This is a genomic window from Streptomyces sp. NPDC002602 (assembly GCF_042889445.1).
Lineage (GTDB): Bacteria > Actinomycetota > Actinomycetes > Streptomycetales > Streptomycetaceae > Streptomyces.
This window is the reverse complement of sequence record NZ_JBIAQX010000009.1, coordinates 196788-223678: the sequence shown is the minus strand read 5'-3', so window position 1 is coordinate 223678 and position 26891 is coordinate 196788. Positions and strand designations below refer to the sequence as shown.

The 26891-nt window shown below is 69.5% G+C and carries 17 protein-coding genes and 1 pseudogene; 13 read left to right on the top strand and 5 right to left on the bottom strand.

Annotation, left to right across the window (positions count from 1 at the left end):
- Positions 1 to 143: 143 nt before the first annotated feature.
- Together ACFYW3_RS24155 and ACFYW3_RS24150 are read left to right on the top strand one after the other, a co-directional pair.
- A complete protein-coding gene (locus ACFYW3_RS24155; protein ID WP_389387280.1) occupies positions 144 to 8555 on the top strand; it encodes an amino acid adenylation domain-containing protein in 8412 nt (2803 codons plus the stop codon).
- Between the two features lie 4 nt (positions 8556 to 8559).
- Positions 8560 to 8760: an MbtH family protein gene (locus tag ACFYW3_RS24150; protein WP_351750833.1), complete on the top strand. Its 201-nt coding sequence runs from the start codon at positions 8560 to 8562 to the stop codon at positions 8758 to 8760.
- 123 nt (positions 8761 to 8883) lie between these two features.
- Here the strand turns inward: ACFYW3_RS24150 and ACFYW3_RS24145 are convergent, their stop codons facing one another.
- Together ACFYW3_RS24145 and ACFYW3_RS24140 are read right to left on the bottom strand one after the other, a co-directional pair.
- The gene (locus tag ACFYW3_RS24145) at positions 8884 to 9324 is read right to left on the bottom strand and encodes a hypothetical protein (protein WP_351750835.1); all 441 of its coding nucleotides are present in this window, start codon (positions 9322 to 9324) and stop codon (positions 8884 to 8886) included.
- 299 nt (positions 9325 to 9623) lie between these two features.
- Positions 9624 to 10418, bottom strand: a complete 795-nt coding sequence (locus ACFYW3_RS24140) for a DUF6042 family protein (RefSeq protein ID WP_389387279.1) — start codon at positions 10416 to 10418, stop codon at positions 9624 to 9626.
- 254 nt (positions 10419 to 10672) lie between these two features.
- Between ACFYW3_RS24140 and ACFYW3_RS24135 the strand changes: the two genes are divergently transcribed.
- The 6 genes and pseudogenes from ACFYW3_RS24135 (at position 10673) to ACFYW3_RS24110 (ending at position 16258) form a co-directional block, all read left to right on the top strand.
- On the top strand, positions 10673 to 11524 hold the full coding sequence (locus ACFYW3_RS24135) for a hypothetical protein (protein ID WP_389387278.1): 852 nt from the start codon (positions 10673 to 10675) through the stop codon (positions 11522 to 11524).
- Between the two features lie 485 nt (positions 11525 to 12009).
- Positions 12010 to 13014: a hypothetical protein gene (locus ACFYW3_RS24130; protein ID WP_389387277.1), complete on the top strand. Its 1005-nt coding sequence runs from the start codon at positions 12010 to 12012 to the stop codon at positions 13012 to 13014.
- A gap of 41 nt (positions 13015 to 13055) precedes the next feature.
- Positions 13056 to 14057 carry a TauD/TfdA family dioxygenase gene (locus ACFYW3_RS24125; protein ID WP_389387276.1) on the top strand — a complete coding sequence of 334 codons (1002 nt, stop codon included), beginning with the start codon at positions 13056 to 13058 and terminating at the stop codon, positions 14055 to 14057.
- 339 nt (positions 14058 to 14396) lie between these two features.
- A pseudogene (locus tag ACFYW3_RS24120) lies at positions 14397 to 15436 on the top strand (transposase).
- A gap of 26 nt (positions 15437 to 15462) precedes the next feature.
- Positions 15463 to 15981, top strand: coding sequence for a hypothetical protein (locus ACFYW3_RS24115; RefSeq protein WP_389387275.1), 519 nt, complete (start codon positions 15463 to 15465; stop codon positions 15979 to 15981).
- Between the two features lie 46 nt (positions 15982 to 16027).
- Positions 16028 to 16258, top strand: coding sequence for a hypothetical protein (locus tag ACFYW3_RS24110; RefSeq protein WP_389387274.1), 231 nt, complete (start codon positions 16028 to 16030; stop codon positions 16256 to 16258).
- Positions 16259 to 16504: 246 nt separating this feature from the next.
- Here the strand turns inward: ACFYW3_RS24110 and ACFYW3_RS24105 are convergent, their stop codons facing one another.
- Positions 16505 to 17740, bottom strand: coding sequence for a SufS family cysteine desulfurase (locus ACFYW3_RS24105; RefSeq protein ID WP_389387273.1), 1236 nt, complete (start codon positions 17738 to 17740; stop codon positions 16505 to 16507).
- A gap of 265 nt (positions 17741 to 18005) precedes the next feature.
- Positions 18006 to 19415 carry a family 2B encapsulin nanocompartment shell protein gene (locus ACFYW3_RS24100; protein WP_351750847.1) on the bottom strand — a complete coding sequence of 470 codons (1410 nt, stop codon included), beginning with the start codon at positions 19413 to 19415 and terminating at the stop codon, positions 18006 to 18008.
- Between the two features lie 681 nt (positions 19416 to 20096).
- Between ACFYW3_RS24100 and ACFYW3_RS24095 the strand changes: the two genes are divergently transcribed.
- Positions 20097 to 21605 (top strand): DUF4246 domain-containing protein, encoded by a 1509-nt coding sequence (locus ACFYW3_RS24095; RefSeq protein WP_389387272.1) that lies wholly within the window; start codon positions 20097 to 20099, stop codon positions 21603 to 21605.
- Between the two features lie 416 nt (positions 21606 to 22021).
- Here ACFYW3_RS24095 and ACFYW3_RS24090 read toward each other — a convergent pair whose 3' ends face one another.
- Entirely contained in the window at positions 22022 to 22780 is a 759-nt protein-coding gene (locus tag ACFYW3_RS24090; protein ID WP_389387271.1) for an SDR family NAD(P)-dependent oxidoreductase, read from the bottom strand.
- A 176-nt stretch (positions 22781 to 22956) separates the two neighbouring features.
- On the opposite strand from ACFYW3_RS24090, the gene ACFYW3_RS24085 reads away from it, so the two are divergent.
- From ACFYW3_RS24085 to ACFYW3_RS24070, 4 genes are all read left to right on the top strand, one after another.
- Positions 22957 to 23862, top strand: coding sequence for an AraC family transcriptional regulator N-terminal domain-containing protein (locus ACFYW3_RS24085; RefSeq protein ID WP_389387270.1), 906 nt, complete (start codon positions 22957 to 22959; stop codon positions 23860 to 23862).
- 448 nt (positions 23863 to 24310) lie between these two features.
- A complete protein-coding gene (locus ACFYW3_RS24080) occupies positions 24311 to 24661 on the top strand; it encodes a hypothetical protein (RefSeq protein WP_351750853.1) in 351 nt (116 codons plus the stop codon).
- Positions 24662 to 24817: 156 nt separating this feature from the next.
- A complete protein-coding gene (locus ACFYW3_RS24075; protein ID WP_389387269.1) occupies positions 24818 to 26182 on the top strand; it encodes a glutamate decarboxylase in 1365 nt (454 codons plus the stop codon).
- Between the two features lie 301 nt (positions 26183 to 26483).
- A complete protein-coding gene (locus tag ACFYW3_RS24070; RefSeq protein WP_351750856.1) occupies positions 26484 to 26750 on the top strand; it encodes a hypothetical protein in 267 nt (88 codons plus the stop codon).
- The last annotated feature ends 141 nt before the right edge of the window (positions 26751 to 26891 follow it).

Here is a 26891-nt window from a genome sequence, read left to right as displayed (position 1 = left end):
TCGGCTTGCGCGTGGAACGTGCCGAATCCGAGGACCCGTCAGAAGGACACATCCGCAGAAGAACGTCCGCTCCCCGGACGACTGCACTCCGACGCGCACCGCTGCAACGTTCGGCCGCGCCGTTTCACCGGAAGGACCGGCTCATGACCCCGACCGCACCGCACGCTGCCCGCATGCCCTTGTCGGCAGCCCAACACGAGGTGTGGTTGGCCCAACAGCTGGACCCGGAGAGCCGCCGCTACCGGATCGCCGAATACCTGGAGATCAGCGGCGAGATCGAGCCCTCTCTCTTCGAGACGGCCCTGCGCCGCGCCGTCGGCGAGGCCGAGGCCCTGCACGCGCGGTTCCACGAGGACGACGGGGTGCCGTGGCAGGTCACCACCGAGCGGACTTCCTGGGACTTTCCGGTCCTCGACCTCGGCGACGAAGCAGATCCGCGTGCCGCGGCCGAGGCGTGGATGCGGGCCGAGACGGAACGCCCGATGGATCCGGCGTCCGACTGCCTGTTCTCGTTCGCCCTCCTGCGCCTGGGCCCGCAGCGGTTCGTCTGGTACCAGGGGTACCACCACATCGTGGTCGACGCCTTCACCTGGGCCCTCTTCGCGCGCAGGGTGGCCGCGCTGTACACCTCCCTCGTCGATGCGGAGCCCGCCGGTCCGAGCCCCTTCGGGGCGCTGAGTCTGATCCTGGACCGGGACGCCGCCTACAAGTCCTCCCCGCAGTACGCGCAGGACCGGCGGTACTGGATGGACCGACTGGCAGAACGGCCCGAACCGGTGCGCCTGGCCGACCGTCCGAGCCTGCCCCCGACGGCTCGGCTGGTCCACACCGCCGTCCTGCCCGGCGACACGGAGGCCAGGCTGCGGGACGTGGCCCGTGACAGCGGCGTGCGCATGTCCGCCGTCCTGATCGCCGCCACGGCCGCCTACCTGCACCGCATGACCGGCGAACGCCAGGTCGTGCTGGGGCTTCCGCTGTCCACCCGTACCGATGCCGAGCTGCGCACGGTCCCCGCGATGGCGGTCAACTCGCTGCCGCTGTGCCTGGAGGTACACCCCCGGACGACCGTTCTCGAACTGGCGCGGCAGGCGGCCGAAGAGGTCGGCCAGGTGCTGCGCCACCAGCGTTACCGTGCCGAGGACCTGGTCCGTGATCTCGGTTTGGGCGGCGGCGTCAACGACCTGATGGGCCCGCAGGTCAACATCATGTCCTTCGACTACGGCCTGCGCTTCGCCGGCGGGCGCGCCACCGCCCGGACCCTGTCGTCCGGTCCCGTCGAAGACCTCTCGGTCATGGTGTACGACCGCTCCGACGGCGCCGGCATCCGCATCGAGCTCGAGGCCAACGCCGACCTGTACGGGGCGGACGAGCTGAGCGCCCACCACGCGCGGCTGCTGCGTGTGGTGGAGGCCGTCGTCAGCGATGCCGACCGGCGCGTCGGCGACATCGCCCTGCTGACGGACCAGGACCGGAGCGATGTCCTGACCGCCTCCCAGGGGCCGGCGGTCGACGCCGCCGCGGCAACGCTGCCCGAGCTGTTCGAGGCTCAGGTGACTCGGGATCCGCAGGCCATCGCGGTCATGTACGGAGACGAGTCCTTGACGTACGGCGAGCTGGACGCCGAGGCGAACCGTCTCGCCCGGCTGCTGGTGGCCGACGGGGTGGGACCGGAGCAGGTGGTGGCGCTGGCGCTTCCGCGCTCGCCGCACCTCGTCGTCGCCATCCTCGCCGTACTGAAGGCCGGTGCGGCCTATCTGCCGCTGGACCCGGACTATCCCGCCGAACGCCTCGCGTTCATGATCCAGGACTCCGCGCCCACCGTGCTGCTCACCGCCCAAGGGCCGGACAGCGCTGTGCCGGGCGAGGACGTGCCGCGGATCCTGCTGGACGACCCGCTCACCCGCAAGAGCCTCATCGGCCTGTCCGACCTCCCCCTCACGAACGCGGAGCGCTCCGCTCCGCTCCTGCCGGCCCATCCGGCGTACGTCATCTACACCTCGGGGTCGACCGGCACTCCCAAGGGCGTCGTGGCCACCCACCGCGGCCTGCCCAACCTGGTGGCGGCGCAGATCGAGCGCTTCGCGGTGGAGCCCGGCAGCCGGGTGCTGCAGTTCGCCTCCACCAGCTTCGACGCCGCCGTGTCCGAGCTGTACACCGCGCTGCTCGTCGGCGCGACCCTGGTGACGGCCCCCGGTGATCGACTGCTGCCGGGTGAGCCGCTGACCACCACCTGCGCCGAGTACGGCATCACCCACCTCACCCTGCCTCCGACCGCGCTGGCCGTGATGCCCCCGGACGGTCTGCCGGCCGGCGTCACCCTGGTCGTCGCCGGCGAGGCGTGCCCGGCCGCTCTCGTCGAGACCTGGGCGCCCGGCCGCAGGATGATCAACGCCTACGGGCCCACCGAGGCCAGCGTGTGCGCGACCATGACCGCTCCCCTCGACGCCGGCGGCGGTGTCCCCCCGATCGGCCGCCCGATCTCCAACACCGCTGCCTACGTGCTGGACTCGAGTCTGCAGCCGGTGGCCAACGGCGTGCCGGGCGAGTTGTACGTGGCCGGCCCGGGCCTGGCGCGCGGCTATCTCGGCCGGCCCGGACTGACCGCGCAGCGGTTCGTCGCCAACCCGTTCGGCCGGCCCGGAGAACGCATGTACCGCACCGGCGACGTGGTGCGCCGACGCCCCGACGGACAGTTGGACTTCCTCGGGCGGGCCGACGACCAGGTCAAGATACGCGGCTTCCGCATCGAACCCGGCGAGGTGGAAGCGACCCTCGTCGCCCACCCGGACGTGGCGCAGGCCGCAGTGATCGTCCACGAGGACCAGCCCGGCAACAAGCGCCTCATCGGCTACGTCGTTCCCGGGCCGTCGGCGGTCGACGGCACCGGCAGCGCCCCCTCCACCCTGGCCGCCGCGGTGCGCGAGTTCAACGCCGAACGGCTGCCGCGGCACTCGGTGGTGCACTCCATCGTGGTGCTGCCCGCGCTGCCCGTGACCGCGAACGGCAAGCTCGACCACCGCGCCCTGCCCGTCCCGGACATCGCCGCCCGCACGTCGCGCGCACCGCGCACTCCGGTCGAGCAGGTCCTGTGCGACCTGTACGCGCAGCTCCTGGGCATCGAGGAGGTGGGTGTCGAGGACGACTTCTTCGAGCTGGGCGGGCACTCCCTGCTGGCCACCGGGCTGATCTCCCGGATCCGCACGGCCCTGGGATCCGAGCTCCAGATGCGTACCCTGTTCCGGGCCCGCACCCCCGCCCTGCTCGCACGGGCCTTGAACCAGGCCGAGGCGGTGCGTCCGCCGCTGCGACCGCGGGCACGGCCGCCACGCCTGCCGTTGTCGTTCGCGCAGCAGCGGCTGTGGTTCCTGAACCGGCTCCAGGGGCCTTCGGCGACCTACAACATCCCGCTGGCGGTGCGCCTGACCGGCGAACTGGACACCGGAGCCCTGCGTGCGGCGCTGGGCGACGTGGTCACCCGCCACGAAGCTTTGCGCACCGTCTTCACCGAGCTGGACGGCGTACCCTGCCAGCGTGTTCTCGACGGTGCGGACGCCGTCCCCCGGTTGATCACGGCGGAGCCGGCGGCCGGGGAACTGGACGCAGCCGTGACCGCGGCAGCCGGCCACGTCTTCGACCTCACCCGCGACGTACCGGTGCGAGCCTGGCTGTTCGCGGCGGGACCGTCACGGCACGTCCTGGTCCTGGTGGTCCATCACATCGCCGCGGACGGCTGGTCGATGCGGCCGCTGTGGCGCGACCTGTCCACCGCCTACGCCGCCCGCCGTGCCGGTGGGTCCCCGCAGTGGGAGGCGCTGCCGGTGCAGTACGCCGACTACACCCTGTGGCAGCGTGAGGTCCTGGGAGAGGCCCACGACCCCGAGAGCCTCTGGTCCAGGCAGGTGACCCACTGGAAGCGGGCCTTGGCCGACCTGCCCGAACGCATCGAGCTGCCCGCCGACCGCCCGCACCCCGAGCAGAGCACCCACCGCGGTCGGGCCCTGCCGTTCCGCTGGGATGCCGCACTGCACGCGTCCGTGGTGAAGCTGGCACGCACCTGCCAGGCCAGCCCGTTCATGGTCGTCCACGCCGCGCTGACCGCCCTGCTGTCCCGGCTGGGTGCCGGCGCCGACGTTCCCGTCGGCATCGGCATCGCGGGGCGTACGGACCAGACCGCCGAAGACCTCGTCGGGTTCTTCGTCAACACCCTGGTGCTGCGTGTGGACACGTCCGGGCGGCCCACCTTCCGGGAGCTGGTCCGGCGCGTGCGGGACGAGAGCCTGCAGGCCTACGCACACCAGGACCTCCCGTTCGAGAGCCTCGTCGACATCCTCAACCCGACCCGGACCCTCTCGCACCAGCCCCTGTTCCAGGTTGCCCTCGCCTGGCAGAACACACCGCAGGGACACCTGACCATCCCCGGCCTCGAGGCCTCGGTGGTGACCGTGGACACCGGCACCTCGAAGGTCGACCTGTCCTTCCACCTGACGGAACAGCACGCGGGCGACCACGTCCCGGCAGGCATCGAGGGCCTCCTCGAATACAGCACCGACATCTTCGACCAGGCCACCGCCGAGGCGCTGGCACTGCGGCTGCGGCTGCTGCTCCAAGCGGCCGTATCCGATGCCGACCGGACCGTGGACGCGATCGAGCTGCTGACCGTCGAGGAGCACCGGGCGGTGCTTTCGGCCGGCACCGGAGCGGTGCGGGACGTGCCGCAGGCCGTGTTCCCGGACATGTTCGAGGAACGCGTCGCGAGCGATCCCCAGGCCATCGCGCTGATGTACGCGGACGAGTCCTTGACGTACGGCGAAGTGGACGCCGAGGCGAACCGTCTCGCCCGGCTGCTGGTGGCCGACGGGGTGGGCCCGGAGCAGGTGGTGGCGCTGGCGTTCCCCCGCTCGCCGCGCCTGGTCATCGCCATCCTCGCCGTACTGAAGGCCGGCGCGGCCTATCTGCCGCTGGACCCGGACTATCCCGCCGACCGGCTCGCGTTCATGCTCACGGACTCCGCACCCACCCTGTTGCTCACCGTCAACGGTACGGCGGACGCGCTGCCGGACACCGGCGTCCGGCGGATCCTGCTGGACGACCCGACCACCGTCGCGGCCGTCGGCGGCTTCTCGGACGTCGCCCTCACGAACGCGGACCGCTCCGCGCCCCTTCTGCCGCGGCACCCGTCGTACGTCATCTACACCTCGGGGTCCACCGGGACGCCCAAGGGTGTCGTCGTCACCCACTTCGGTCTGCCCCACGTGACGGCCCTACAGGTGGAGCGGTTCGGGGCACGCCCGGGAAGCCGGGTGCTCCAGTTCGCCTCCATCAGTTTCGACTCCGCCGTCTGGGAGTTGTGCTTCGCCCTGTTGTCGGGCGCGACGCTGGTCATGGCGCCCGGTGACCGCCTGCTGCCCGGCGAACCGCTGGCCGCCACGTGTGCCGCGTACGCGATCACCCACCTCACCCTGCCGCCGACCTCCTTGGCCGCGATGCCCGCGGACGGTCTGCCTCTCGACATCACGCTCATCGTGGCGGGCGAGGCGAGCACGGCCGGCCTCGTCGAAGCCTGGGCTCCCGGTCGCAAGATGATCAACGGTTACGGACCCACCGAAGCCACGGTCGGCGTGACCATGACCGATCCGCTCACACCCGACGGGCAGGCACCGCCGATCGGGTATCCGAACCCCAACGCCGGCGCCTACGTCCTCGACGAGAGCCTGCATCCGGTTGCGCCGGGCGTGCGGGGCGAGCTGTACGTCACCGGGCCCGGATTGGCGCGCGGCTATCTCGGCCGGCACGGACTGACCGCGCAGCGGTTCGTCGCCAACCCGTTCGGCCGGCCCGGAGAACGCATGTACCGCACCGGCGACGTGGTGCGCCGACGCGCCGACGGACAGTTGGACTTCCTCGGGCGGGCCGACGACCAGGTCAAGATACGCGGCTTCCGGGTCGAACTCGGCGAGGTGGAGTCGGCACTGCTCGCGCACCCCGACGTGGCGCAGGCCGCAGTGATCGTTCGCGAGGACCAGCCCGGCAACAAGCGTCTCGTCGGCTACGTCGTTCCCGCTCCGGCGACGGGACGCGCCGAAGGGGACGAGGCCGGTGAACACGTCGAGGAGTGGCGGGACATCTACGACGCGATCTACGAGCAGGATCCCGAGGTCGCGACCGTCGGGGAGGACTTCGCCGGTTGGAACAGCAGCTACGACGGCGAGCCCATCGCGCTGGAGGAGATGCGCGAGTGGCGGCGAGCCACCGTCGAGCGCATCCACGGACTCGGAGCACGCCGGACCCTGGAGATCGGCGTCGGCAGCGGACTGCTGCTCGCCCACGCCGCACCCCGGTGCGATGCCTACTGGGGCACGGACATCTCCGCTCCGGTGATCGACCGTCTGAAGCGTCAGGTCAGCGGCCACCCCGACCTGGCCGACCGGGTACACCTGAGCTGCCAAGCTGCTGACGACTTCTCCGGTCTGCCCTCCGGCTACTTCGACACGATCATCCTGAACTCGGTGATCCAGTACTTCCCGCACGCCGACTACCTGACCGGTGTGCTCCGTTCGGCGCTGGAGCTCCTCGCCCCTGGCGGCAGGATCCTCATCGGCGATGTGCGCAACCTGCGCCTGGTCCGGGCCCTGCGCACCGCCGTCCAACTCCATCGCGCCTCCGCGACCGCCCAGCCGGCGGACGTGCGCCGGGCCGTCGCGCACGACCTGCTGCTGGAGAAGGAGCTACTGGTCGCGCCGGAGTTCTTCACCTCCCTGGCCGACGGGCTGCCCGACCTCGACGGGGTGGAAGTGGGCCTCAAGCCGGGACGTCACCACAACGAGCTGACCCGCCATCGCTACGACGTCGTCCTCCACAAGCGTCCCCTCGAAGCCGCCGCTCCCGACCCGGAGGGCTCGCCCGGCCACGACCACGCACCCGAACTTCGCCTTTCCTGGGGCGAGCAGGACGACGACGGCCCGAGCACGACGGCGGACCTGGAGTCGCTGCTGCGCGCCTCACACCCGGCCGGCGTGCACGTCGTCGGCATCCCCAACCTGCGGCTCACCGGTGAACTGACGGCGCTCCACCTGCTCGGCGCCGGCGGCTCCGTGGGCGACGCCCGTCGGGCCCTCGACGACCGCGGCACCTCCGCGATCGACCCCGAGGCAGTGCGCCGGGTCGGCGAGGAGCTCGGCTACCGCACCTTCACCACCTGGTCGTCGACCGGCGACGGCAGCTTCGACGCCCTGTTCCTCGCTCCCGACCTCCTGACGGGTGAGGTTCCGACTCGGGCCCTGCGGCTCGCCCCTGTCGCCCCGGCCGCACTCGGTCCGCTCACCAACCACCCGGCGGCCTCCCCGCAGATCACCGCCCTGGGTGGAGCGGCCCGCGAGTTCGCCGGCGAGCGGCTCCCGCAGCACATGGTCCCGTCGGCCGTCGTGGTCCTTCCCGAACTGCCGGTCACGGCCAACGGCAAACTCGACCGGCGTGCCCTCCCGGCACCCGAGCCCGCCGCCGGCACCTCGCGGCCGCCGCTGACCCCGGTCGAGCAAGTGCTGTGCGACCTGTACGCGCAGGTGTTGGGCGTACAACTGGTCGGCGCCGAGGACGACTTCTTCGACCTGGGCGGGCACTCCCTGCTGGCCACCCGACTGATTTCCCGGATCCGCAGCACGCTGGGCGCCGAGCTCCAGATCCGTACCCTGTTCAAGGCTCCCACCCCGGCTGAACTCGCCCGGGCGCTGAACCAGTCCGACGCCGCGCGTCCGGCACTGGACCTGCTGCTCCCCCTGCGGTCCCGGGGCGAGCGTCCTCCGCTCTTCTGCGCACACCCCGCCGGCGGAATCGGCTGGCCCTACGCGGGCCTGCTGGGGCACCTCGGCCTGGACCGCCCGCTGTACGCGGTGCAGGCGCGCAGGTTGACCGAGCCGGAAGCGGTGCCCGGTTCGATGGAGGAGATGGCCGCCGACTACGTACGGGAGATCCGCGCGGTCCAACCGTCCGGCCCGTACCACCTGCTCGGCTGGTCCTTCGGCGGCATGGTGGCCCACGCGATGGCCACCCGGCTGCGCGAGGAGGGCGAGGAGGTCGGCCTGCTGGTGCTGCTCGACACCTACGTCCGATCCGAGGGAGTCCCCGCGGAAGAGCCCGAGGGGGGCGAGCAGCAGATCTTCGGGCTTCTGCTGGACGCCGCCGGCTACCGTCCCGAGGACGTGGAAGGCCAGGAACTGACCCGCGATCTGGTGGTGGACCTGCTGCGCCGCAGCGAGTTGTTGCCGCCGGAAATCCTTCGGGACGACGCCCTCAGCGCGATGGTGGAGACCTACACCCACAACATCGGCCTCCAGGCGAAGTTCACCCCGGGACGCTTCGACGGCGATCTCCTGCTGTTCACGGCCTCTCCGTCCGATACGGGGATGGACGTCACCCCGGAGCTTTGGCGGCCCTATGTCACCGGATCGATCTCCACGCACCCCATCGTCGGCGAACACCACCACCTGATGCGACCTCAGGCCCTTTCCCAACTCGGCCCGATCCTGCGCGAAGCGCTCGACCAGACCTCCAGGAGCTGAACCCGTGAACAACCCCTTCGAAGACGAGGACGCGACCTTCCACGTGTTGGTCAACGACGAGGGCCAGCACTCCCTGTGGCCCGCCTTCGCCGAGATCCCGCCGGGCTGGACCATCACGCACCCCGCGGCTCCGCGAGCCACTTGCCTCGCCTACATCGAAACCCACTGGACCGACATCCGCCCCACCTCTCTCGCCACCCCCTGACCGGTCCCCACCTCCACGAGTCCCTCCGGAACACCGGCGTCGCCGCACTGACCCTCCGTGCGGCGACGCCGGTTCACGCTCGGTCTCGGCTGGATCGGCCGGACCTCCGTCGAGGTCTTCCTTTCAGCGGCGGCCGGTGGACAGGACGACGAGGAACTGGCCGCCGCCCGACTCGATGGCGGCGGTCACCGGCATCCCCGGTACCAGTCGGGAGAACCGGTCGACCAGCCAATCCGCCGCTTCCTGGGCGTCCTTCCTGGTCGGACAGCGGCCCACGATCTCGCGGCCGCCCTTGCGCTCCAGCCTGTCGGCAACGGCGATCAGCGGCGCGGGTTCGACTACGTACAGGCGCTCCGGCCAGGCGATGACCACCTTGACCGCGCCCTTGCGGGTGTTGCACCCGCGGTGCGCGAGCCGCTCGGCGACTTTGGCCTTCCGGTCGGCGGTCCGGCTGTCGACGCTGGGCCCCCGCGGGTCGTTCACCGACTCGTCAGGGTCGACCGGTTCGTCACACACCCAGCACTGCCAGCCGTCACGCTCGGCCACATCATCAAGGAGACTCATCCGAGCAAACTACCTGCCCGCCCTCCACCTCGCGCACCTGGGTCCCGGCGACGTCCGCGCACCGGCCAACAGCATTGCGACGCCTGGTCAACGAGCGGGCAAGGACACAGGCGCGGGTCGGGCAGGCGCCCACCGAGCCGCGGCGCGGGAGATCGCGGTGGCGCGGCTCCGGCTCGGCGTACTGCGGCGGCCGCGGGCAAGTCCCTTCCAAGGGTGGGTTCGCACCACCGGCGCGCACGCGACCGCCCCACCACCCGACCGGGGTGCGTACGGCCCGTCTCGGTCGCTCGCCGCCGGCCCTACGCGCGGACCATCCAGGTCTCGTTGAAGTGATCCCAGTCCATGACCAGGCGGAAGCGCTGATGCGTCTCCAGCCGTGCCGCGTCGGCCTGCTCCTGCCCGCGCTGCACCCGGGCGTCACCGGACTCGACGAGCTCCGCGAGGGCGATGCGGACATCGTCTGCGTCCTGGCCGGTGGCAGCCGCCAGGCGGTCCAGGGAGGTGAGCACCTCCTGCGGTTCACCCAGATGGTCGATCAGGTGCTCGATGAGCCCGTTGACGAGCGGGGCGGTACGCATCGTCCAGCGGATTCCGTCGAGACGCTTGGTGAGTTCGGCGTCCAGCGGCAGCACGTCACCGGGCAGCGGCAGTGCGGCGGGCATCGACCACCGGGTTCCGTCCGGCGTCTCCTCGCGGCCTGCCAGGCCCCATGCCAGGTAGAGGTCGGACAGGTCCCGCACGGTCGTGGGCACCGGGAAGCCGGCGGCCGTGAGCAGGGCGCCGAACGCTTCCCAGCGGTTCGCCTCGGAGGCTTCTCGCCCCTCCGGCGCCTCCTCGTAGTCCCATTCCCCGTCAGGCCACGAGAAGGTGAGCGCGCCGTCGAGGTCACCGCCGATCATGTCCCAGGGGCTTTCGAAGATCTCCCGCAGGAGATCGTCCAGGGAGCCGGTGAAGTCGGACTGGCTCGCGGTCCCGATCAGCATCGTCAGCGGCAAGGCCTGGCGGGGCAGGACGTGTTCCCAGCCCGAAGCCCACCAGTCGTTGTGCATCGCCAGATCCCGGCGCGGCCCGGGCACAGACAGGTTCTCAGTCATCCGTGAGCTCTTCCTCGAAAGGCGGCCAAACGCTCGCATCGTACGCACCGTCAGGCGGACGGTGTGGCCGTTCCGGGCCGGAAGGCGTGCGGCGGAACGCCTCGGCGGCCGAGGGCCGGTGCCTTGGCACGTTCCCGCGACCACCTGCCGGGGGATGCGGCGGGTACGAGGACCTCACGAGTCGGCGAGCCTCGTCCGGGCGCGGGCAGACCCGCCGCTCGGGCGTCGCCGGCGGGCACGTAACCTCACCTGCCATGACGCACCTCAGACAGATGGGGAAGGCGACCTCCTGGGTCGCATGGGCGGGTGGGGCACCGGCCCCGTGGCACATCGCCGCCCTCGAGGAGGCCCACGCGCTGATGAGGGAGGGACGGTTCGAGGAGGCCGAGGCACGAGCCCGAGCCCCCGTCACAGCCCGGCGGAGCCGCAAAGGACGGGACCGCCGACCGGCCACCGTCTGGTACGCCACCTATGTCGCAGCTCTCGCGGCGCGCACCCATGGACGACAAGACACGTCGCTGTCGGCCGAGTTCGATGCCCTGATCGCAGAGGCCGGGCAGACGTACGGCATCCATCACAATCTGCTGCTGCCCGCCCGCCTGAACCGCGCGTGGGTGCTGATCGACGCGGGGCGACCCGTCGAAGCGGAGACGGAAGCCCGGGACGTCCTGCGCGCCCTGGCCCGCCGGGCGCACCGCACCGAGGAGCAGCAGATCGAACTGTCCGCCCTGATCTGCTTCGGGGACGCCCTGTGTGCCCAGGGCCGCTACGAGGAGTCGGAGACGATCGCCCGCGCGCACCTGCCACGGGCGGACGACGCCTTCGAACGCTCCCTCCGAATCCTGCTGGTCCGCAGCCTGTCAGGTCTGGAGCGCCACGAGGAGGCCCTGGCAGAGTCGCTGAAGACTCTCCCCGAGGCGGCGCCGGTACACGGCGTCGGACACCTGGAGCTCCACAAGGCCGCCGCGTTACACGCCCTCGACCGCGATGACGAGGCCCGGGCGGAAGCCAATCGGGCACTGGCCGCTTGCGAGCGGTACCTGCACCCGACACACCTGCGCATAGCGGCGATCCGCGCACTGCTGTCCCGCATCACCCCGCACTGACCCTCCGAGCGGCCCGCCGCGCCCTGCGCCACGGCCATGGCAAGCCGTTGACACCGGGCGGCCGTCCGCCGCTTGGTGGGCGGGCCGGTCAGGCATCCGAGAGGTGCGAAGCCCCGCCCGTACGTCGCCCTGGTGACCAGTGGCACCGCCAACCCGGCGCCCACGGCAGCCGTGGCGGCGGCGACACCAGTCGCCGGGCCTGGGCGCCAACCACCGGCCGAGGCGTTTGCGCACCCGCTTCGGCCAAGGCTTCCGCCCTCGCCTGTCAGACCGATACCGGCCTTCCGCTGTTGACCTGGCTCCATTGCGCCACCCAGGAATGGCGTGGATCGGGGTTTCGGGTGAAGTGCCCGTGACCAAGTACTTTGACTATGGGCTTATCATCGGTTGCCAATCACCCTCCTGTCGCTGTCTTTCGCCTGCCCCGAGGCGGGTGGCCCGCCCCGGCGCTGGGCTCGCGGGTCGATGCCGAGGCCGTGCGGACCGTGCGCGTGCTGGCCGGGGTGGCGACCCATGCCGGCCCTGTCGAGCGGGCCCTCGCGCTGCGGCACACCGCCTCCGCTGCCGGTGCATTGGCAGCCGCGCTGTCGGATCAGGCACCGGCCGTGGTCGGTGAGGCGCTGCCGGCCGAGTCGACCAGCCAGTCCTTCTTCCGGGTCCGTGAGGAAGAACTGTCCGATCAGCAGGCTGCCCTGCACGGCGTCCTGGTCATCCACCGCGCGCTGGAAGACCTGTGTGATGCTCCGCTGTCGGGCGGCGACCTGGCACTGGAGCTTGCCGGGATGCGCCAGGCGGTGGTCGACCTCACCGGCGCGACGCCGGGAACCGACCGTGGCTTCGACCCCGCAGGCGCGGTCCCCGAGCCCGGTACGGGGGCGTCGTTGGAGGAGGTGTGGAGCGCTCGGTGGCTCATCGGTCACCAGGTCCACGTCCTGTTCAATGTCTGCGCCGCCGTCGCCGTGGCGGACGCCGCCGGCCATCTGCGCCACGGCGAAAGCGACGCGGCGCTGGAGAGACTGGCAGACGCGACGGCGTACGTGCGGGGCTTCCCCGCGGCCATGAACCACGCCAGTACGATTCCGGCCGATCACTACATGGCCGCGATACGCCACACCATGGCGCCCCCGTCGGTGGACATCCCATTGAGCGGGCGCCAGCACCGCGGATACAAGTTGTTCCGGGCGGCGATGAGGGACCTGCTGTCGGTGGTTTCCGACACCTACGAGCACCTGGCGGCTCGCGCCCCGGAGCTGGCCGAGGCGCGGGGCGCTCTCCTGGAAGCCGACATCGTCGATGCTGAACGGCACGTCACCCTCGCGTACTCGATGGTGCATCTGGATCGTTCCATCGCTCAGAAACCCGAAGGGCCCGACAACGCCGTCGCCGAACTGCGGCTCATGCGGCATCGACGCGCTGCCCAATACGCCTCCCTGATCCGATTCGGGGACCACTACATCGCCGACGCGGTGGCCGGTCTGCGCCACTCGTGAACCCGCGCATGCGCCGCCCACACCCCCGGCAGGAGACTTCGATGGCCGAGACGACGCCAGACACCCATCACAGCAGCGGCCTCGGCCGGGAGCTCGATCGAGCGGACACCGACGCGTGCGAGCGAGTGGCCCGCACCCTGCTCAACGGTGAAAACGACCAGGTCGACAGCCCCGAGTGGGTGGCGCTGGCTCGGGATGCCTGGGAGGACCTTCCGCTACGGCTGCGCCGTGAGGTCCACCGGTTTCGAAGGTACTCCGGGCCGATGGGGACCTTGGAGATCGGTGGCCTGCCCGTCGGTCAGGCGACCCTGCCCCCAACACCGACCGTGCCCGGCTCGGTCCAACGCACGGCCGGCATCTCGGCCGCGGTGCTCACCATGGTTGCCTGCGGGCTCGGGGAGCCTCTCGCCTACCGGGCCGAGAAATCCGGCGCCCTCGTACAGGACGTGGTACCCGTGCCCGGGCAGGAGACCTTCCACGGCAATGCCGGATCGGTGCCGCTGTCCTTTCACACCGAGAACGGCTTCCACCCCCACCCACCCGACTACGTCGTCTTCCTGTGCCTGCGCACCGACCACGACCGACGCGCCGGCATGCGCGTCGCCGGCATCCGTCAGGCACTGCCTCTCCTCACCCCGGCCGACCGCCAGGCCCTGTTCACGCCGGAGTTCCGCACCGTCCCACCCCCCTCCTTCGGCCCCGCCTCCAGCAGCCGGCCAGACCTCGAACCCCGACCGGTACTCTCCGGCGCGGCCGAGGACCCCGACATACGCATGGCTCAACTCGTCACCACCCCACTCACCCCCCGCGCTGCCAAGGCTTTGACCGAATTCGGCCGCGCCTGCGAGGCGACGGCTCGCACCCTGCATCTGATGCCCGGCGACCTGGTCATCATCGACAACCGCGTCACCGTCCACGGACGCACCGCCTTCCACCCCCGCTACGACGGAGCGGACCGCTGGCTACAACGCACCTACGTCACCACCGACCTACGCCGCTCCCGCGACCACCGCCCCCAGGACGCCCACGTCCTCGCCCGGTAGCCCATCCGCCGGAAGCGCAAGGGCCGATGGCCCGGCCGCAACTTGCAACCCGCCGCCGCAACGGACGCCTCGTACGCCTCGTACGCCTCGTACGCCTCGTACGCCTCGTACGCCTCCGGCAAGATCACCTCACGGCGGGTTTCACACCCGCCGGTCGCATGGAGCTTGTCGTTCAACGCCCGGGCATCGAACGGGCTCGAACTTGTCCGGCGTCTTCTCAGTTCACTGGCCGTGTCAGGGGCCAGGGCCTGATCCTGTGGGCAGGGTCGCTGCGGCACGGAGGCCGGGATCGTGGAACTGGTCGAGCTCAAGGTTCAACGAGACGCGTTCACAACGGTGATGGAGTTCCGATCGGAGCTGTACGCACGCATGGTCTCCAGAAGCGACGCACTGTTTGAGCTGTGCGATGCACTGCTGTACTCCGAGGGGCCGGTCCGTACTCTCGTGAACCTGGCCCTCGCGCCCGAGCATCGGAGGGGCCACGGCGCCCTGTACTCCGGGCTGAACCGGGGCCGGATCGATGTCGCCCGGCTGCGGCGGGCCCTGGCCGGGGTGCCTCTGCCCAGGACCGGGGACGGCCGCCTGGTGTTGGCGGTGGACGTATCCCCGTGGCTGCGGCCGGACGCTGATACGTGCTCGGACCGCTCCTTCTGCCATACCTTCGGCCGGGGCCTGGGCAAGCATCAGATGGTTCCCGGCCGGCCGTACTCGATCGTCGCCGCCCTGGAGACCAGCCGTACCTCGTGGACGGCATTGCCGGACGCGATCCGACTGGAGCCCGGCGTGGACCTGGCCGCCGTCACCGCCGACCAGGTCCGCGACGTCATCGAACGTCTCGTGGAAGGCGGCCGGTGGCGGCAGAGCGATCCTGATGTCTTGGTCGTCCTCGACGCCGGCTACGACGCACCTCGAATCGCCCACCTCCTGGTCGATCTTCCGGTCGAGGTGCTGGGTCGGCTCCGCTCGGACCGGGTGATGCGCAAGCCCGTCCCGGTGCCGTGGATCTGCCCGCCGCAAGGCGGCCAGCGGACCGCTGGACCTGGCTCGTCCTGGCCGCACACGCTCAGCTCCGTCTCGCCCGCCCACTCGCTCAGGATCTACGTCGGCCATGGGAGCGGCCGGCGGAAGCGAACAGGCTCACCCCGGCTCGGGTCAGGCGGGGCTTCAGGAACCTGCGGGCGAAGACGGGCACACCAGCCGGTGCACCGAAACCCACCAGGCCCGGCCCCGGCCGCCCCCTGGGCTCGAAGAACCGACGGCCCGTCACCCGCTACTACGTCGGACGCGTCCTCGCCACCGGCGAGTCCTACACCCGACCCGCACACCACAAGGTCGGCACCAAACCCCGCCGCAGCTCAGAACCGAGTACGGCAGCGTGAATCTCCGGGCCGACAGCATGGAAGTCGTGCGACGATTCGTCGGCCAACAGAGCCACGAGCGGGAACGAAGGACGATGGAATACATCAATCTGGATGCACAGGTCGGCAACCTGTCAGGCGTCCTTTCCCCTGCTCGATACCTGGAGCACCTGCCGTCGCTGGCTGAAGATCTGCCTGCCGGGGCCCGGGAATTCGCCACTGCGCCAGAGCACTACGACTTCTCCAGCAAGCGGTGTGTGAAGGATCTGGAGGTCCAGCACATCCGCGGCGTCGGAGCTGATGACCAGCAGATGGAGATCCAGTTCCGGCACAACTGCTGGAAGCACGACGAAGACCTGGTCATCCGCTACACAGGTGTCTTCAGCTTCGATGGCCGAAGCATCGAGGACAACGACTGGGCGACCGTCGGGACGGTCATCCTCGACGAGGTTCTGCCCCACCGGAACGGTTGCAGTCATGAGATCGCGCTCTGGAACGGCTCACTCACCGTCGTCTGCCGTGATCTCGTCGCGACCTGGATCGCGGCTGACTGCCCCGACTCATAGACCAGCAGGTCCCTCGCTTGCCGAGGTTGAACGGCAAGCTGAGCCCTTGTTCCAGTGCTTGTACAACCCGGCATCGGTCAAGGTCGACGTCAGTCTCAGGATCGACAATGGGTCTGACAAGGGGCGCCTGCATCGCCTTGACGGCGTCCGCGATGCGGAGCTGGTCGGTACCGTCGGTTGCCGCTCGGTGGACGGTTCCCGCGACGCCTTCGGGCTCGTCGCGGGCCGCGCCCATCTGCTGCTGCGCCGTGAAGAACGCTGCGACGAACTCCGGTAGTCGGTCGGGCGCTCGGGCCGTGGCGTCGCACCACCACGGCCAGACGGTGACGGCGGCGAGTGCCCGAGGGGCGGCGATCCGCGGGCGGGGCGGGGGAGGCAACCAGGCAGCAGCTCGGCCACTGCCGGGTGCTCCCCCGCGTTCCCGACCGAAGCAGCGCGGCCACGGGCTCCCCCGTGACGGCGCTGCCGTGATCGAAGAACCCCGTCAACGGATGGCGCCCGTAGGTCCAGGGTTCCGGTTCGACTACCCAGCGGCGGAGATTGCTTGGGCCTGAATGTCGTGGAGGGCCGCTACCAGGGCGTCCACGTCCTGCTCCGTGTTGTACAGGGCCAGCGAGGCCCGGACCGCGCTCTGTAGACCGAAGGCAGCCAGCGCCGGCTGCGCGCAGTGGTGGCCGGCGCGCACCGCGATGCCCTGTTGGTCGAGTGCCGCGGCCAGCGCGGTCGGGTCGGCCCCCTTGAGCACGAAGGTCAACACCCCGATTTTTCCGGGCGCGTTGCCGATCAGGCGCAGTCCGGGGACGGTTGCCAGTGCGCCCGTCGCGTACGCGGTGAGCTGCTCCTCGTATGCGGTGGCGGCCTCGCGGTCCAGGCCGGCGAGGTAGTGCAGGGCCGCTCGTAGTCCGGCGACTCCGGCGATGTGGCCGGTGCCCGCTTCGAGTCTGTGCGGGATGGGGGCGTACGTGGTTTCCTCGAAGCTCACCGCGTCGATCATGTTGCCGCCGCCCTGCCACGGGGGCATGGACTCCAGCAGTTCACGCTTGCCGAAGAGCACGCCGATACCGGTGGGGGCGAAGATCTTGTGCCCCGAGAAGGCGTAGAAGTCGGCGTCCAGGGCGGTGACGTCCACGGGAAAGTGGCTCACGGCCTGGGCTCCGTCGATCAGTGCCTTGGCACCGTATCGGTGGGCGAGGGCGATCATGTCGGCGACCGGAGGGATGGTTCCCAGCACGTTGGAGGCATGGGTCAGCGCGACCAGTTTGGTCCGGGGTCCGAGCATGTCGCGGTAGGCGTCCTGGTCAAGCTGTCCGTCGGGGAGCAGCGGGATCGGCCGGATTCGCGCTCGGCGCTCTTTGGCGATGAGCTGCCAGGGCACCAGGTTGGAGTGGTGTTCGGCCGCGGAGACCAGGATCTCGTCGCCCACGCCGAAGTGGGCGCGGCCCCAGCTCTGTGCCACCAGGTTGACGGCTTCGGTCGTTCCTCGGACGAAGACGATTTCATCCTGGTCCTGTGTACCGAGCAGTTCGGCCGCTGCCTGACGCCCTTCCTCGTACACCTGGGTGGCCTGCTTGGCCAGGGTGTGCGCACCGCGATGGACATTGGAACTGTCCAACGAGTAGTGCTCGGCGACTGCTTCGATCACCTGGCGGGGCTTGAGTGTGGTGGCCCCGTTGTCCAGCCAGACCAGCGGGTGTCCGTTCACCTCCCGGTGCAGTTGCGGAAAGTCGCGCCGGACAGCCTCGACATCGAAACCGTTCATCGGCGATGAGGGTGGAGTCGGGGGACGCACGGCAGGTGTCTCGTTCTGCGGTGGCATCCAGTACCGGGGGCCGCCCGCCGCATGGGCGAGGGCCACCGGAAGCGGATGGGGGTCCGGCGACGCCCCCGGCTTCGGGAATCCTGCGAGCAGTCCCGTTCCCCCGGGCGCGCCTGGCGTCGGCACAACCCCGGTTGGGGGGCTCCCGGCCGCCAACCCGTGTGGCACGGCGGCGGGTTGGCTCGCCAGGGCGCTGTGCCTGAGTGCGTCAGGAGTAGTCATGGTAGTTCGACACCTCGACGTTCTGGAGCACCGCGATGGCATCGTCCACCAGCGCGGCGGCCGAGAAGTAGCTGGTCACGAGGTAGGAGGTGATGGCTTGACGATCGACGCCCATGGGGCGCACGGACAGGCCCGGCTCCACCTCGTCCGGAACCTTCGCCGGACGCAGTCCCACCACACCCTGCTCGGCCTCGCCGACCCGCATGAGGAGGATGTTGGTGGTTCCGGGTACGGAGTTGCCCGAGCCCTTGAGGTCCAGTTTGTCGCAGGGCAGCAGCGGTACGCCGCGCCAGGTCAGGAACGGGCTGCCGAAGAGCTCCACGATCTGCGGCGGCACGCCGCGGCGGGTGCACTCGCGGCCGAACGCGGCGATCGCCCTGGGGTGGGCCAGGAAGAACGCGGGCTGCTTCCAGACCCGGGTCAGCAGCTCGTCCAGGTCGTCCGGCGTCGGCGCGCCCTTACGGGTGTGCACTCGTTGGCCGGGCACGACGTTGTTGAGCAGCCCGTAGTCGGGGTGGTTGAGCATTTCCCACTCCTGGCGCTCGCGCAGTGCCTCGGCTGTGAGCCGGAGCTGGGCCTGGACCTGGTCGATCGAGGAGTTGTAGATGTCGGACACCCGGGTGTGCACCTTCAGCACGGTCTGCGCGATGCTGAGCTCGTACTCGCGGGGGCTCTCCTCGTAGTCCACGAATGTCTGCGGCAGATCGGGCTCGCCGCTGTGGCCGGAGGTCACGTCGATGGGCCGCTCGCGATCGGTCGGGCCCTGGCCGTTGGCGGCGTACGCGTCCAACTGGACACGCAGAGCCGGCTCACGGTCGGCGAGTTCGGAGAGCATCCGCCGGTCGAGCGAGAGCACCGTACAACGCGTGGTTGCCTTGACCTGGTAGGAACTCGACTCACCGCACGCCCAGGCGGCAGCGTCGAAGAAGTCTCCTTCGCCGAGCGTGGCGAGCAGCGCGTCCTCGCCGTACTGGCCGGTGGCCCGCTTCTCCGCGCGTCCGAACGCGATGATGTGGAGCTGCCCGGCGGGTCCGTCGGTGCCGGTGACGAACTCGCCGGCCGTCACCTCGCGCTGCACGAAGCCGCTTGCGAGGGCGCTCAGTAAGCCGCTCGCCTGGTCGCGGAGGAAGGAGATTTCCCGGAGGTCCTCGGCGATCACCCGAAAGTCGCCATCGCCGTCGGAATAGGTGCCGATCAGCCCGTCGCCGAGAATGAAGCCCCGCCTGCGGTTGACCCGGTAGACACCGGCCTCCAGGTCCACCCACGGCAGTGCCCGCAGCAGGTAGCGGGGGGTGATCCCCATCATCTGCGGGACGGTCTTGGTGGTGGTGGCCAGATTCCTCGCAGTGGAGGTACTGAGACTCTGCTGGTTGTGCTGAACCGTCTCGGTGGTCATGGTGGTTCCTGGTCCCATTCTTTGGTCCGGAGGTTTGAGGAGAGGAAACAGCACGTACTACAGGCGGAAAATCCGCTCTTCAGTGCTTCCCCGGGACGATTGTTACGGCAGCATTGCTTTGGCGTCAGCATGTTCGATAGCGCCCGAATGGCGCGGGCACGCCGCCTCGGGCATATGCTCCATGAAACTCACTCGAACGGGTGAGGCGAGGCATGGGCATCGCAGATGCGTTCGACGGCTCTGGAAACCACATGGCTCAGCCGGCGGCTCGGGCTTCCGATGAGCGGGCCATGCCCTCGCGTTTCCCGTCTTCAAGCGCCGCGAGCCCACCGACTACCGCGACATCCCACCCACCGCCCGCTTCCGGGAGACGTTCGAGTGGTATGACGGCAAGCACGGCACGGTCGACGGCTGCCTCCTCCGCCACCCCCAGGACCCAGGACCGCCACGCACGCTCCGTGCGTTCAACGACGCGGGGCGGTGCGGTATGAGACGGCTTGTATGAGACGGCTCGCGCGAAGTGACGACTTGGCCGACTTGGCCGACTTGGCCGACTTGGGACATCCCACGAGTACGTCGAGCCCCAGCTCCGGACCCTTGATGGCGGGTACCACGGCTGCGGTGTCAGTCGGCTGAAGTATCCTTCCCGCCACCGCACACCGACTCTGAGGACCGAGAGAATTGACTGTCCTGTCTGCTTTCCCGCTGCCCTTTCACGCATCCCGTTCCATATCGTTCGCGACACCCCGAACGCTGCGGGAACTCCAGATGATGCAGTGCAGCGCGCACATCCGGGCGAAGCCGGGGTGGTTCGACAAGATGAACGATGCCGACATCGTCGCCAGGTGGACACGAGAAGCGGTCGCCCAGGGCCTCACCGAAGCGCAGGTTCGTTATGTGCTTGCCGAACTCGTGCATTACGCCGCGCTGCGCGACGGACGAACCGGCGCCGAGGTGTCCGCAGTCGACGGGGTGTGGCAGTCGGACACGCTGGTCGACGACAAGCTCCGATCCCGGCTGCGAGAGGCGGTTCGGGTGCTGGAGCAGGTCCCCGAAGCAGAACGGGACTGGCATCCCGGATCTGACGGCCAGGTACTGGATCTGGTTCATCCTTCGCTGTTCTGTCTGGTGAGAGAGGCGAGTGGCGCGCCCGAGGAGGCTTGGCAGAACCCGACGGACCGGTATTCGAGGTACGAGTTCTCGGAGAAGTTCCAGTGGCTGCCCACGGATGTCGACGTCAGTGACGACGGCGAAGTCGCCTTCCGTTCGTACGTCAACAACGTCCACCCCGAGAGGCATCGCGAACTGGCCTCCGTGCTGCCGGAATTGTTCGCGTGCCTGCGCCCGTTGCTGGAGAACGTGCTCACCGATCTGCGCCATCCGCGGCCCTTGCGGATCGTGGCCGATCCTTACGGGTGGTACGAGTCGGAGCCGGAGTATCCGAGCAAGACCTCCTACAGCGATGACGGAGCCTACGCAGAGGCCCGCCGTGCATGGGAAGTGGCCCACGGCGACTGGTGGGAGAACCGCCGCCCGGTGGTCCCGGACGCCCCGGCCTTCACCCCGCCCGAGTTGCCCGATACGACCACCCGAGTCGACCTGCGCGGCCGCCGCCTCCAGGTCATCGTCAAGCTTGCCACCATTCATCTCACCCCGGACAAGGCCGAGTACCCCGGCGGTTCCTGGCACGTCGAGGGGATGATGAACGAGCGGATCGTCTCGACCGGCATCTACTACTGGGACAGCGAGAACATCACCGAAAGCCGGCTGAGTTTCCGGGCGGCACTCGACGACCCTGACTACGAACAGAGCGACGACAACGGTATGCGTGAGGTCTACGGGCTGGAGAACGAAGACGCACTGAACCAGATACTGGGATCGGCATCGACCCCGGAGGGCCGCTGCCTGGCGTTCCCGAACATCCTGCAACACCGCGTCAGCTCATTCCGCCTCACGGACACCACCCGTCCGGGATATCGCAAGATTCTCGCGTTCTTCCTGGTTGACCCGTCGGAAAAGATCGTCTCGACATCCGATGTGCCGCCTCAGCAACCATGGTCCGACGCCTCGACCATGACACTCGAACAGGCAAAGAGCTACCGCGAACAACTCATGCGGGAACGTAAGTTCTTCGTTGACGAGCACAACGAGCAGCTCTACGAGCGAGAATTCTCCCTCTGCGAGCACTGAGACTCAGACATTCTGAACGCGTGCAGGTCAGGCGGGTGTGGACGGCCTGGAAGACAGCGCCGATTCGGCGGGAGAACCTGTATCCCGCCGGATCAGTCGCCAGGTTTCCGCTTTACGAAGAGACATTCTTCAGGAGCCCGCGGTCGGGCGGTACCACGGCTCGACTCCCGCTGGCACTCCGACTGCTCGCGGCCGTGACAATAGTGCCGGATCGGAGCCGCAGCGACCCTTTCTCGGCAGACGACGTGGGGAATTGTCGGCGGAGCAGGAAGTACGGGTACTGCCCGACGACGACCGAGTCCGCACGTTCCGGACCCATCCCGGCGGCGCGCTGCCGCACCCGGTTCAGGCCGACGTGGTCCTTCACCGCGCCTCGTCCGCACCAAGGTCGCGGACGAGGGCGAGCGGGTCGCCGCTCAGAGGTTGTAGCCGCCCGACACCTCGATGACCTGCGCGGTGATCCACCGGCCCTCCTCCGAAAGCAGCGCGGCGATGGCCAGGCCGATGTCGTCGGGCTCCCCGACCCGCCCCAGGGCCGTCTTCGCCGCGAGCGCCGGAATCACCTCGGGGAACCGCTCGAAGGCGTTGTCGGCGAGCCGGGTACGGGTCGAGCCCGGCGCGACGGCGTTGACGCGGATGCCCCGGTTGCTGAACTCCTTGGCCATGTACATCGTCAGCACGTTCAGGCCGCCCTTCATCGACGCGTACGCCGAGTAGCCCTCCTCCATGCCGGAGAGCAGCGCGGAGTTGCTGCTGGTGTTGACGACGGCTCCGCCGTTCTCCAGCAACGGCAGCAGGGTCTGCGTCAGGAAGTACGGGCCCTTGAGCAGGACCCGCGTGAACGCGTCGAACAGTTCCTCCGTCGTGTCCTCGAACATCGCCATCCGCGCGAAGCCGGCGTTGTTGACGAGGTGGTCGAAGGTCTCGCGCCCCCAGGTGTCGCGGAGGGCGTCGGTGACGGCGTCCCGAAAGGCCGGGAAGTCCTCGGTCCGGCCGACGTCCAGCGGCAGCGCGACCGCCGTACCCCCCATCTCCTCGATCGCGGCGACCGTGTCCAGGGCGCCCTGCCGGTTGGCGCCGTAGGTGAGGATCACTCCCGCTCCGCGCCGCGCGACCTCGATCGCCGCGCCCTGTCCGATACCGGAGCTGCCACCGGTGATGATCGCGACCTTCATGATGTGCCTCCTGCACATGAGTGGCGCCAGTACGGCCCACGTGGGATTCCGACCCATTCAGAGAACCACTCTGACCTGGGCATGCGAAAGAACGATGCTCCCGACGGCTTGCACGATCCTCCCCTCCTCAGGACCATGTGCTGGACGCACGCGCCGGCCGGGTGGACCATCGGGACATGTCCCTGTCGCCCTTGGACGAGCTCCGCTCGCTCCTGGCCCGCCACGCCCGCCCCGACACCACCACCGCCCTCGCCGACGTATTGATCTCCCGCGTCGAGGAGCCGGCCGAACCCTCGGCATCGATGACGGGCACGGTCATGGCCCTCATCGCCCAGGGCTCCAAACACCTCGCGCTGGGCGAGCGCGTCTACGAATACGGCGCCGGCCAGTACCTCGTCGCCTCCATCGACCTGCCCGTCACCGGCCACTTCGTCGACGTCGGCCCCCGTCGGCCGGCACTCGGCTTCGGCCTGACCCTGCGCTCCTCCGACATCGCGGAACTGCTCTTGGCGGCCCCACCCGGCGCCGTACCGCACCGCGCCGACCCGCGGCCCGGCCTCGCCGTCAGTGATGCCTCCCCACCACTCCTCGACGCCGTGGTGCGGCTGCTACGCCTGCTCGACCACCCCCGGGACGCGGACGTGCTCGCCCCCCTCGTCAAACGGGAGATCCTGTGGCGGCTGATCACCGGCGAACAGGGTGCGACGGTCCGCCAACTCGGCCTCGCCGACAGCAACCTCGCCCACATCGCCCGGGCGGTGAAGTGGATCCGCGACCACCACACGACCTCCTTCCGGGTGGAGGACGTGGCACGGCTCGTCGGCATGAGCGAATCCGCCTTCTACCGCAACTTCCAGGCCGTGACGGCGATGAGCCCGATCCGCTTCCAGAAGCTGATCCGGCTCCAGGAGGCCCGGCTCCTGCTGGCCGCTCACCCCGGGGACGTCACGAGCGTCGGCTACCAGGTGGGCTACGACAGCCCGTCCCAGTTCAGCCGCGAGTACCGCCGCCTCTTCGGCGCCCCGCCCAGCCGGGACGCCGCCCGTCTGCACGGCCTGGTCGACGGCGAGCCGCTGCCGTGACGCCCGCGTTCACGGCCTGGGGAGCGCGGTCAGGGCCAGGGCCAAGAAAGCGGCCGCGGTCCCGGACGGCACAGTTGGCCAGATCGCCGTGGACGTCGATGTCGTAGCGGCCGTTGCCGAACTTTCCCCGGACACCCACACCCCCTGACGTCCGCACGCTGTCCGGCGGAGGTCGGAGCCGCACCCAGCGCGACCACGCCGGACGAACAGAGGGGGAAGTCGGTGGCTGTTCCCGTTCGACTGAAGAACTCCATGACGTGTTGCCTCGCACCCATCGAACACGTCAGAGTCTTTCTGAGTCTTTCTGATGCAATACAGGGCAATGCAGGATCGAGGGGACACGGCCATGTGGGCAAGGCGAGTTGGGGCGATCCTGAGCGCGGCAGCGCTCACCATGTTGACCGTTCCGGCGGACGCTCACGCCGCAGCAGTCGCCTGCGGTGGTGGTGTGTCGACCGGCCGGGTGGCCGTCAACGGCTGCATCAGCGCCGTGCGCGGAAAGGAAGGCAAGGTCTTCACTCGGGAGATCACGGCGCACGTCAAGCTGCGCAACACGGGGTCGAGGGCGGTGGACGTCTCCTACGAGGCGTTCTTCCGTGTCGTCTCCGGTGGTCACTGGGTGAAGCTGGGCAACGGTCGCGCCCATGTGCCGGCCCGTGGGAGCGTCGGGCCCACCGAGGTGGGAAGCTCGACCCGGGTGTGCGGACCCGTGAAGGTCGAGATTCGCGTACACGCCCGTGCCACCGGGGGCGCCTGGAGCGGATGGTCTACCGCCGGCACGGCGCAGTGCCAGACCTGAGCGCACCGGCGGGGCCTCAGGGGCGCCTACGGCGACGTCCAGGCGCCTACCTGACGATCGACGAGTTCCCATCTCCGCCCGACACATCGCCGCCTCCGCGGCGGCCACGGTGTGTCGCCCGCGCCCGCGCAGGCTCCGGCACTGTTGAATCGGACCATGACCAAGCGCGATGAGTCGGCTCTCTTCGGTAACCGATTCTTGACGGTGCCCGCTCCCTCGGAGACCTTCCCCGAGAAGGGGATGCCCGCGACGGACGCGATGAGGCTCGTGGACGTGGATCTCGCCATGGAAGGCGACCCGCAGCGCAACCTCGCCACGTTCGTGACCACGTGGATGGAACCCGAGGCACAACGGCTGATCGCCGAGAACCTCCACCGCAATTTCATCGACCACGCCGAGTACCCGATCTCTGCCGAGATCGAGCAGCGTTGCGTGCGCATGCTTGCCGACCTCTTCCACGCACCGGGCGCGACGACCGGCTGTCGGACCCAGGGATCATCCGAGGCGATCATGCTGGGCGCGCTGTCGTTGAAGTGGAAGTGGCGCGAGCGCCGCCAGGCGGCCGGCCTGTCGATCGACCGGCCCAACCTGATCTTCGGGGGCGACGTTCACGTCGTATGGGAGAAGTTCTGCCGCTACTTCGACGTCGAGCCGCGGATCGTGCCGCTCGCCGAGGACAAGTACACGATCGGCCCGCAGGACGTGGAGCCCCACCTCGACGAGAACACGATCGGCGTCGTCGCCGTACTCGGCACCACGTTCACCGGCCACAAGGACGATGTCGTCGGCATCGACAAGCTCCTCCGGGACGTTCGCAAAGAACGGGACCTCGACATTCCGATCCACGTCGACGGAGCCAGCGGCGCATTCGTGTGGCCGTTCCTCTACCCGGACTCGAAGTGGGACTTCCGGCTCGAGCAGGTCCGTTCCATCAACGTCTCGGGACACAAGTACGGGCTGGTCTACCCCGGCATCGGATGGTTGATCTTCCGCGAGGAAACCGACCTCGCCAAGGACCTCGTGTTCTACGAGAACTACCTGGGCAAGACCGACGCGACGTTCACGCTGAACTTCTCCACCGGGGCGTCGATGGTACTCGCGCAGTACTACAACTTCGTGCGGCTCGGCCGCCAGGGCTACACCTACGTCATGAAGATCATGCAGGAGAACGCCCGCGCACTGGCGGACAACCTGCGAAGCAGCGGCCGCTTCGAAGTGATCGGGAGCGAACTCGAACAACTGCCGCTGGTCGCCTTCCGTCTCGCCGGCAAGCACGCCTACGACGAGTCCGACATCGCCTGGCAACTCTCGGCCGAGCGAGGCTGGATGGTCCCGGCGTACACCCTCCCGCCCAACGCGGAGAAGGTGAAGATCCTTCGCGCCCTGGTCAAGGAAACCCTGAGCCGCGAGCAGGTCGATCGTCTCAGCCAGGACATCGCCGACGCCTGTCGCACCCTGGACGACAAGGGCGCCGCCCACGGAATCGAACGCGCCCAGATCAAGCGCGGCACCGGCTACTGAACCTCCGTGCCGGAACGAACCACCCGCGAGGGCCGCGCCCGCCGGTGAGGAACGCCTCGCGGCCATGGTGATACACGGCGTCGCTGCGGCGGGTGTGGCCGGGCCTGGTGCGCTACCGCCGGCCCGGCCGGTCTGAAGTGCGGGCACCGGTGGCGTGCTCTAGCGTCGAAAGTGCGAGGGTGACCGATGCGTCGAGCCGGTCGTCCCTCGGAGTGCCTGCTCCGCGTGCCGCCCCCGCCCGTGATCCGGCGCATCGCGGATCGCGGATCGCGTGATCGTCTGAGAGAGCAGGTGTACCCGCATGCGTTCGTCGGCTCGTATCCCCAGCCTTCTCGCCGGCCTGGCCCTCGCCGCCGGCGGCGTCGTCGTTGTCGCCCCAGCCGCCCACGCGGACATCCAGGCCTGCGAGCAACACGTCACGCAAAAGAACAAGCAAGTCTCGGATGCCGTCCGGCAGGCGTGCTACCAGGGCCAGATCGGCAACCAGACCAGCTGCACGGCCAGCCTCGACGCGGCCGGCATCTCCAAGAACGACGCGACCCAGGCATGTCGGATGGCCCCCAAGTAGATTGTCCGCCGCCCCCGCCTGTCGGTAGGAGTTGCGGGAGACCTTGATGAGCTTGCGCTCGATCGTGTCTGCGGACTTCGCGCGCTTGGCCAGGTCACGGATCTCGGCATTTGACAGACCGTTGGCTGTCAGTGCGAGCAC

Coding starts and splice junctions, on each gene's coding strand:
- ACFYW3_RS24145 (WP_351750835.1), bottom strand. CDS start 9,324: ATGAGTCTCCTTGATGATGTGGCCGAGCGTGACGGCTGGCAGTGCTGG.
- ACFYW3_RS24090 (WP_389387271.1), bottom strand. CDS start 22,780: ATGAAGGTCGCGATCATCACCGGTGGCAGCTCCGGTATCGGACAGGGC.
- ACFYW3_RS24135 (WP_389387278.1), top strand. CDS start 10,673: ATGACGCACCTCAGACAGATGGGGAAGGCGACCTCCTGGGTCGCATGG.
- ACFYW3_RS24100 (WP_351750847.1), bottom strand. CDS start 19,415: ATGACCACCGAGACGGTTCAGCACAACCAGCAGAGTCTCAGTACCTCC.
- ACFYW3_RS24075 (WP_389387269.1), top strand. CDS start 24,818: ATGACCAAGCGCGATGAGTCGGCTCTCTTCGGTAACCGATTCTTGACG.
- ACFYW3_RS24070 (WP_351750856.1), top strand. CDS start 26,484: ATGCGTTCGTCGGCTCGTATCCCCAGCCTTCTCGCCGGCCTGGCCCTC.
- ACFYW3_RS24140 (WP_389387279.1), bottom strand. CDS start 10,418: ATGACTGAGAACCTGTCTGTGCCCGGGCCGCGCCGGGATCTGGCGATG.
- ACFYW3_RS24085 (WP_389387270.1), top strand. CDS start 22,957: ATGTCCCTGTCGCCCTTGGACGAGCTCCGCTCGCTCCTGGCCCGCCAC.
- ACFYW3_RS24155 (WP_389387280.1), top strand. CDS start 144: ATGACCCCGACCGCACCGCACGCTGCCCGCATGCCCTTGTCGGCAGCC.
- ACFYW3_RS24125 (WP_389387276.1), top strand. CDS start 13,056: ATGGCCGAGACGACGCCAGACACCCATCACAGCAGCGGCCTCGGCCGG.
- ACFYW3_RS24105 (WP_389387273.1), bottom strand. CDS start 17,740: ATGAACGGTTTCGATGTCGAGGCTGTCCGGCGCGACTTTCCGCAACTG.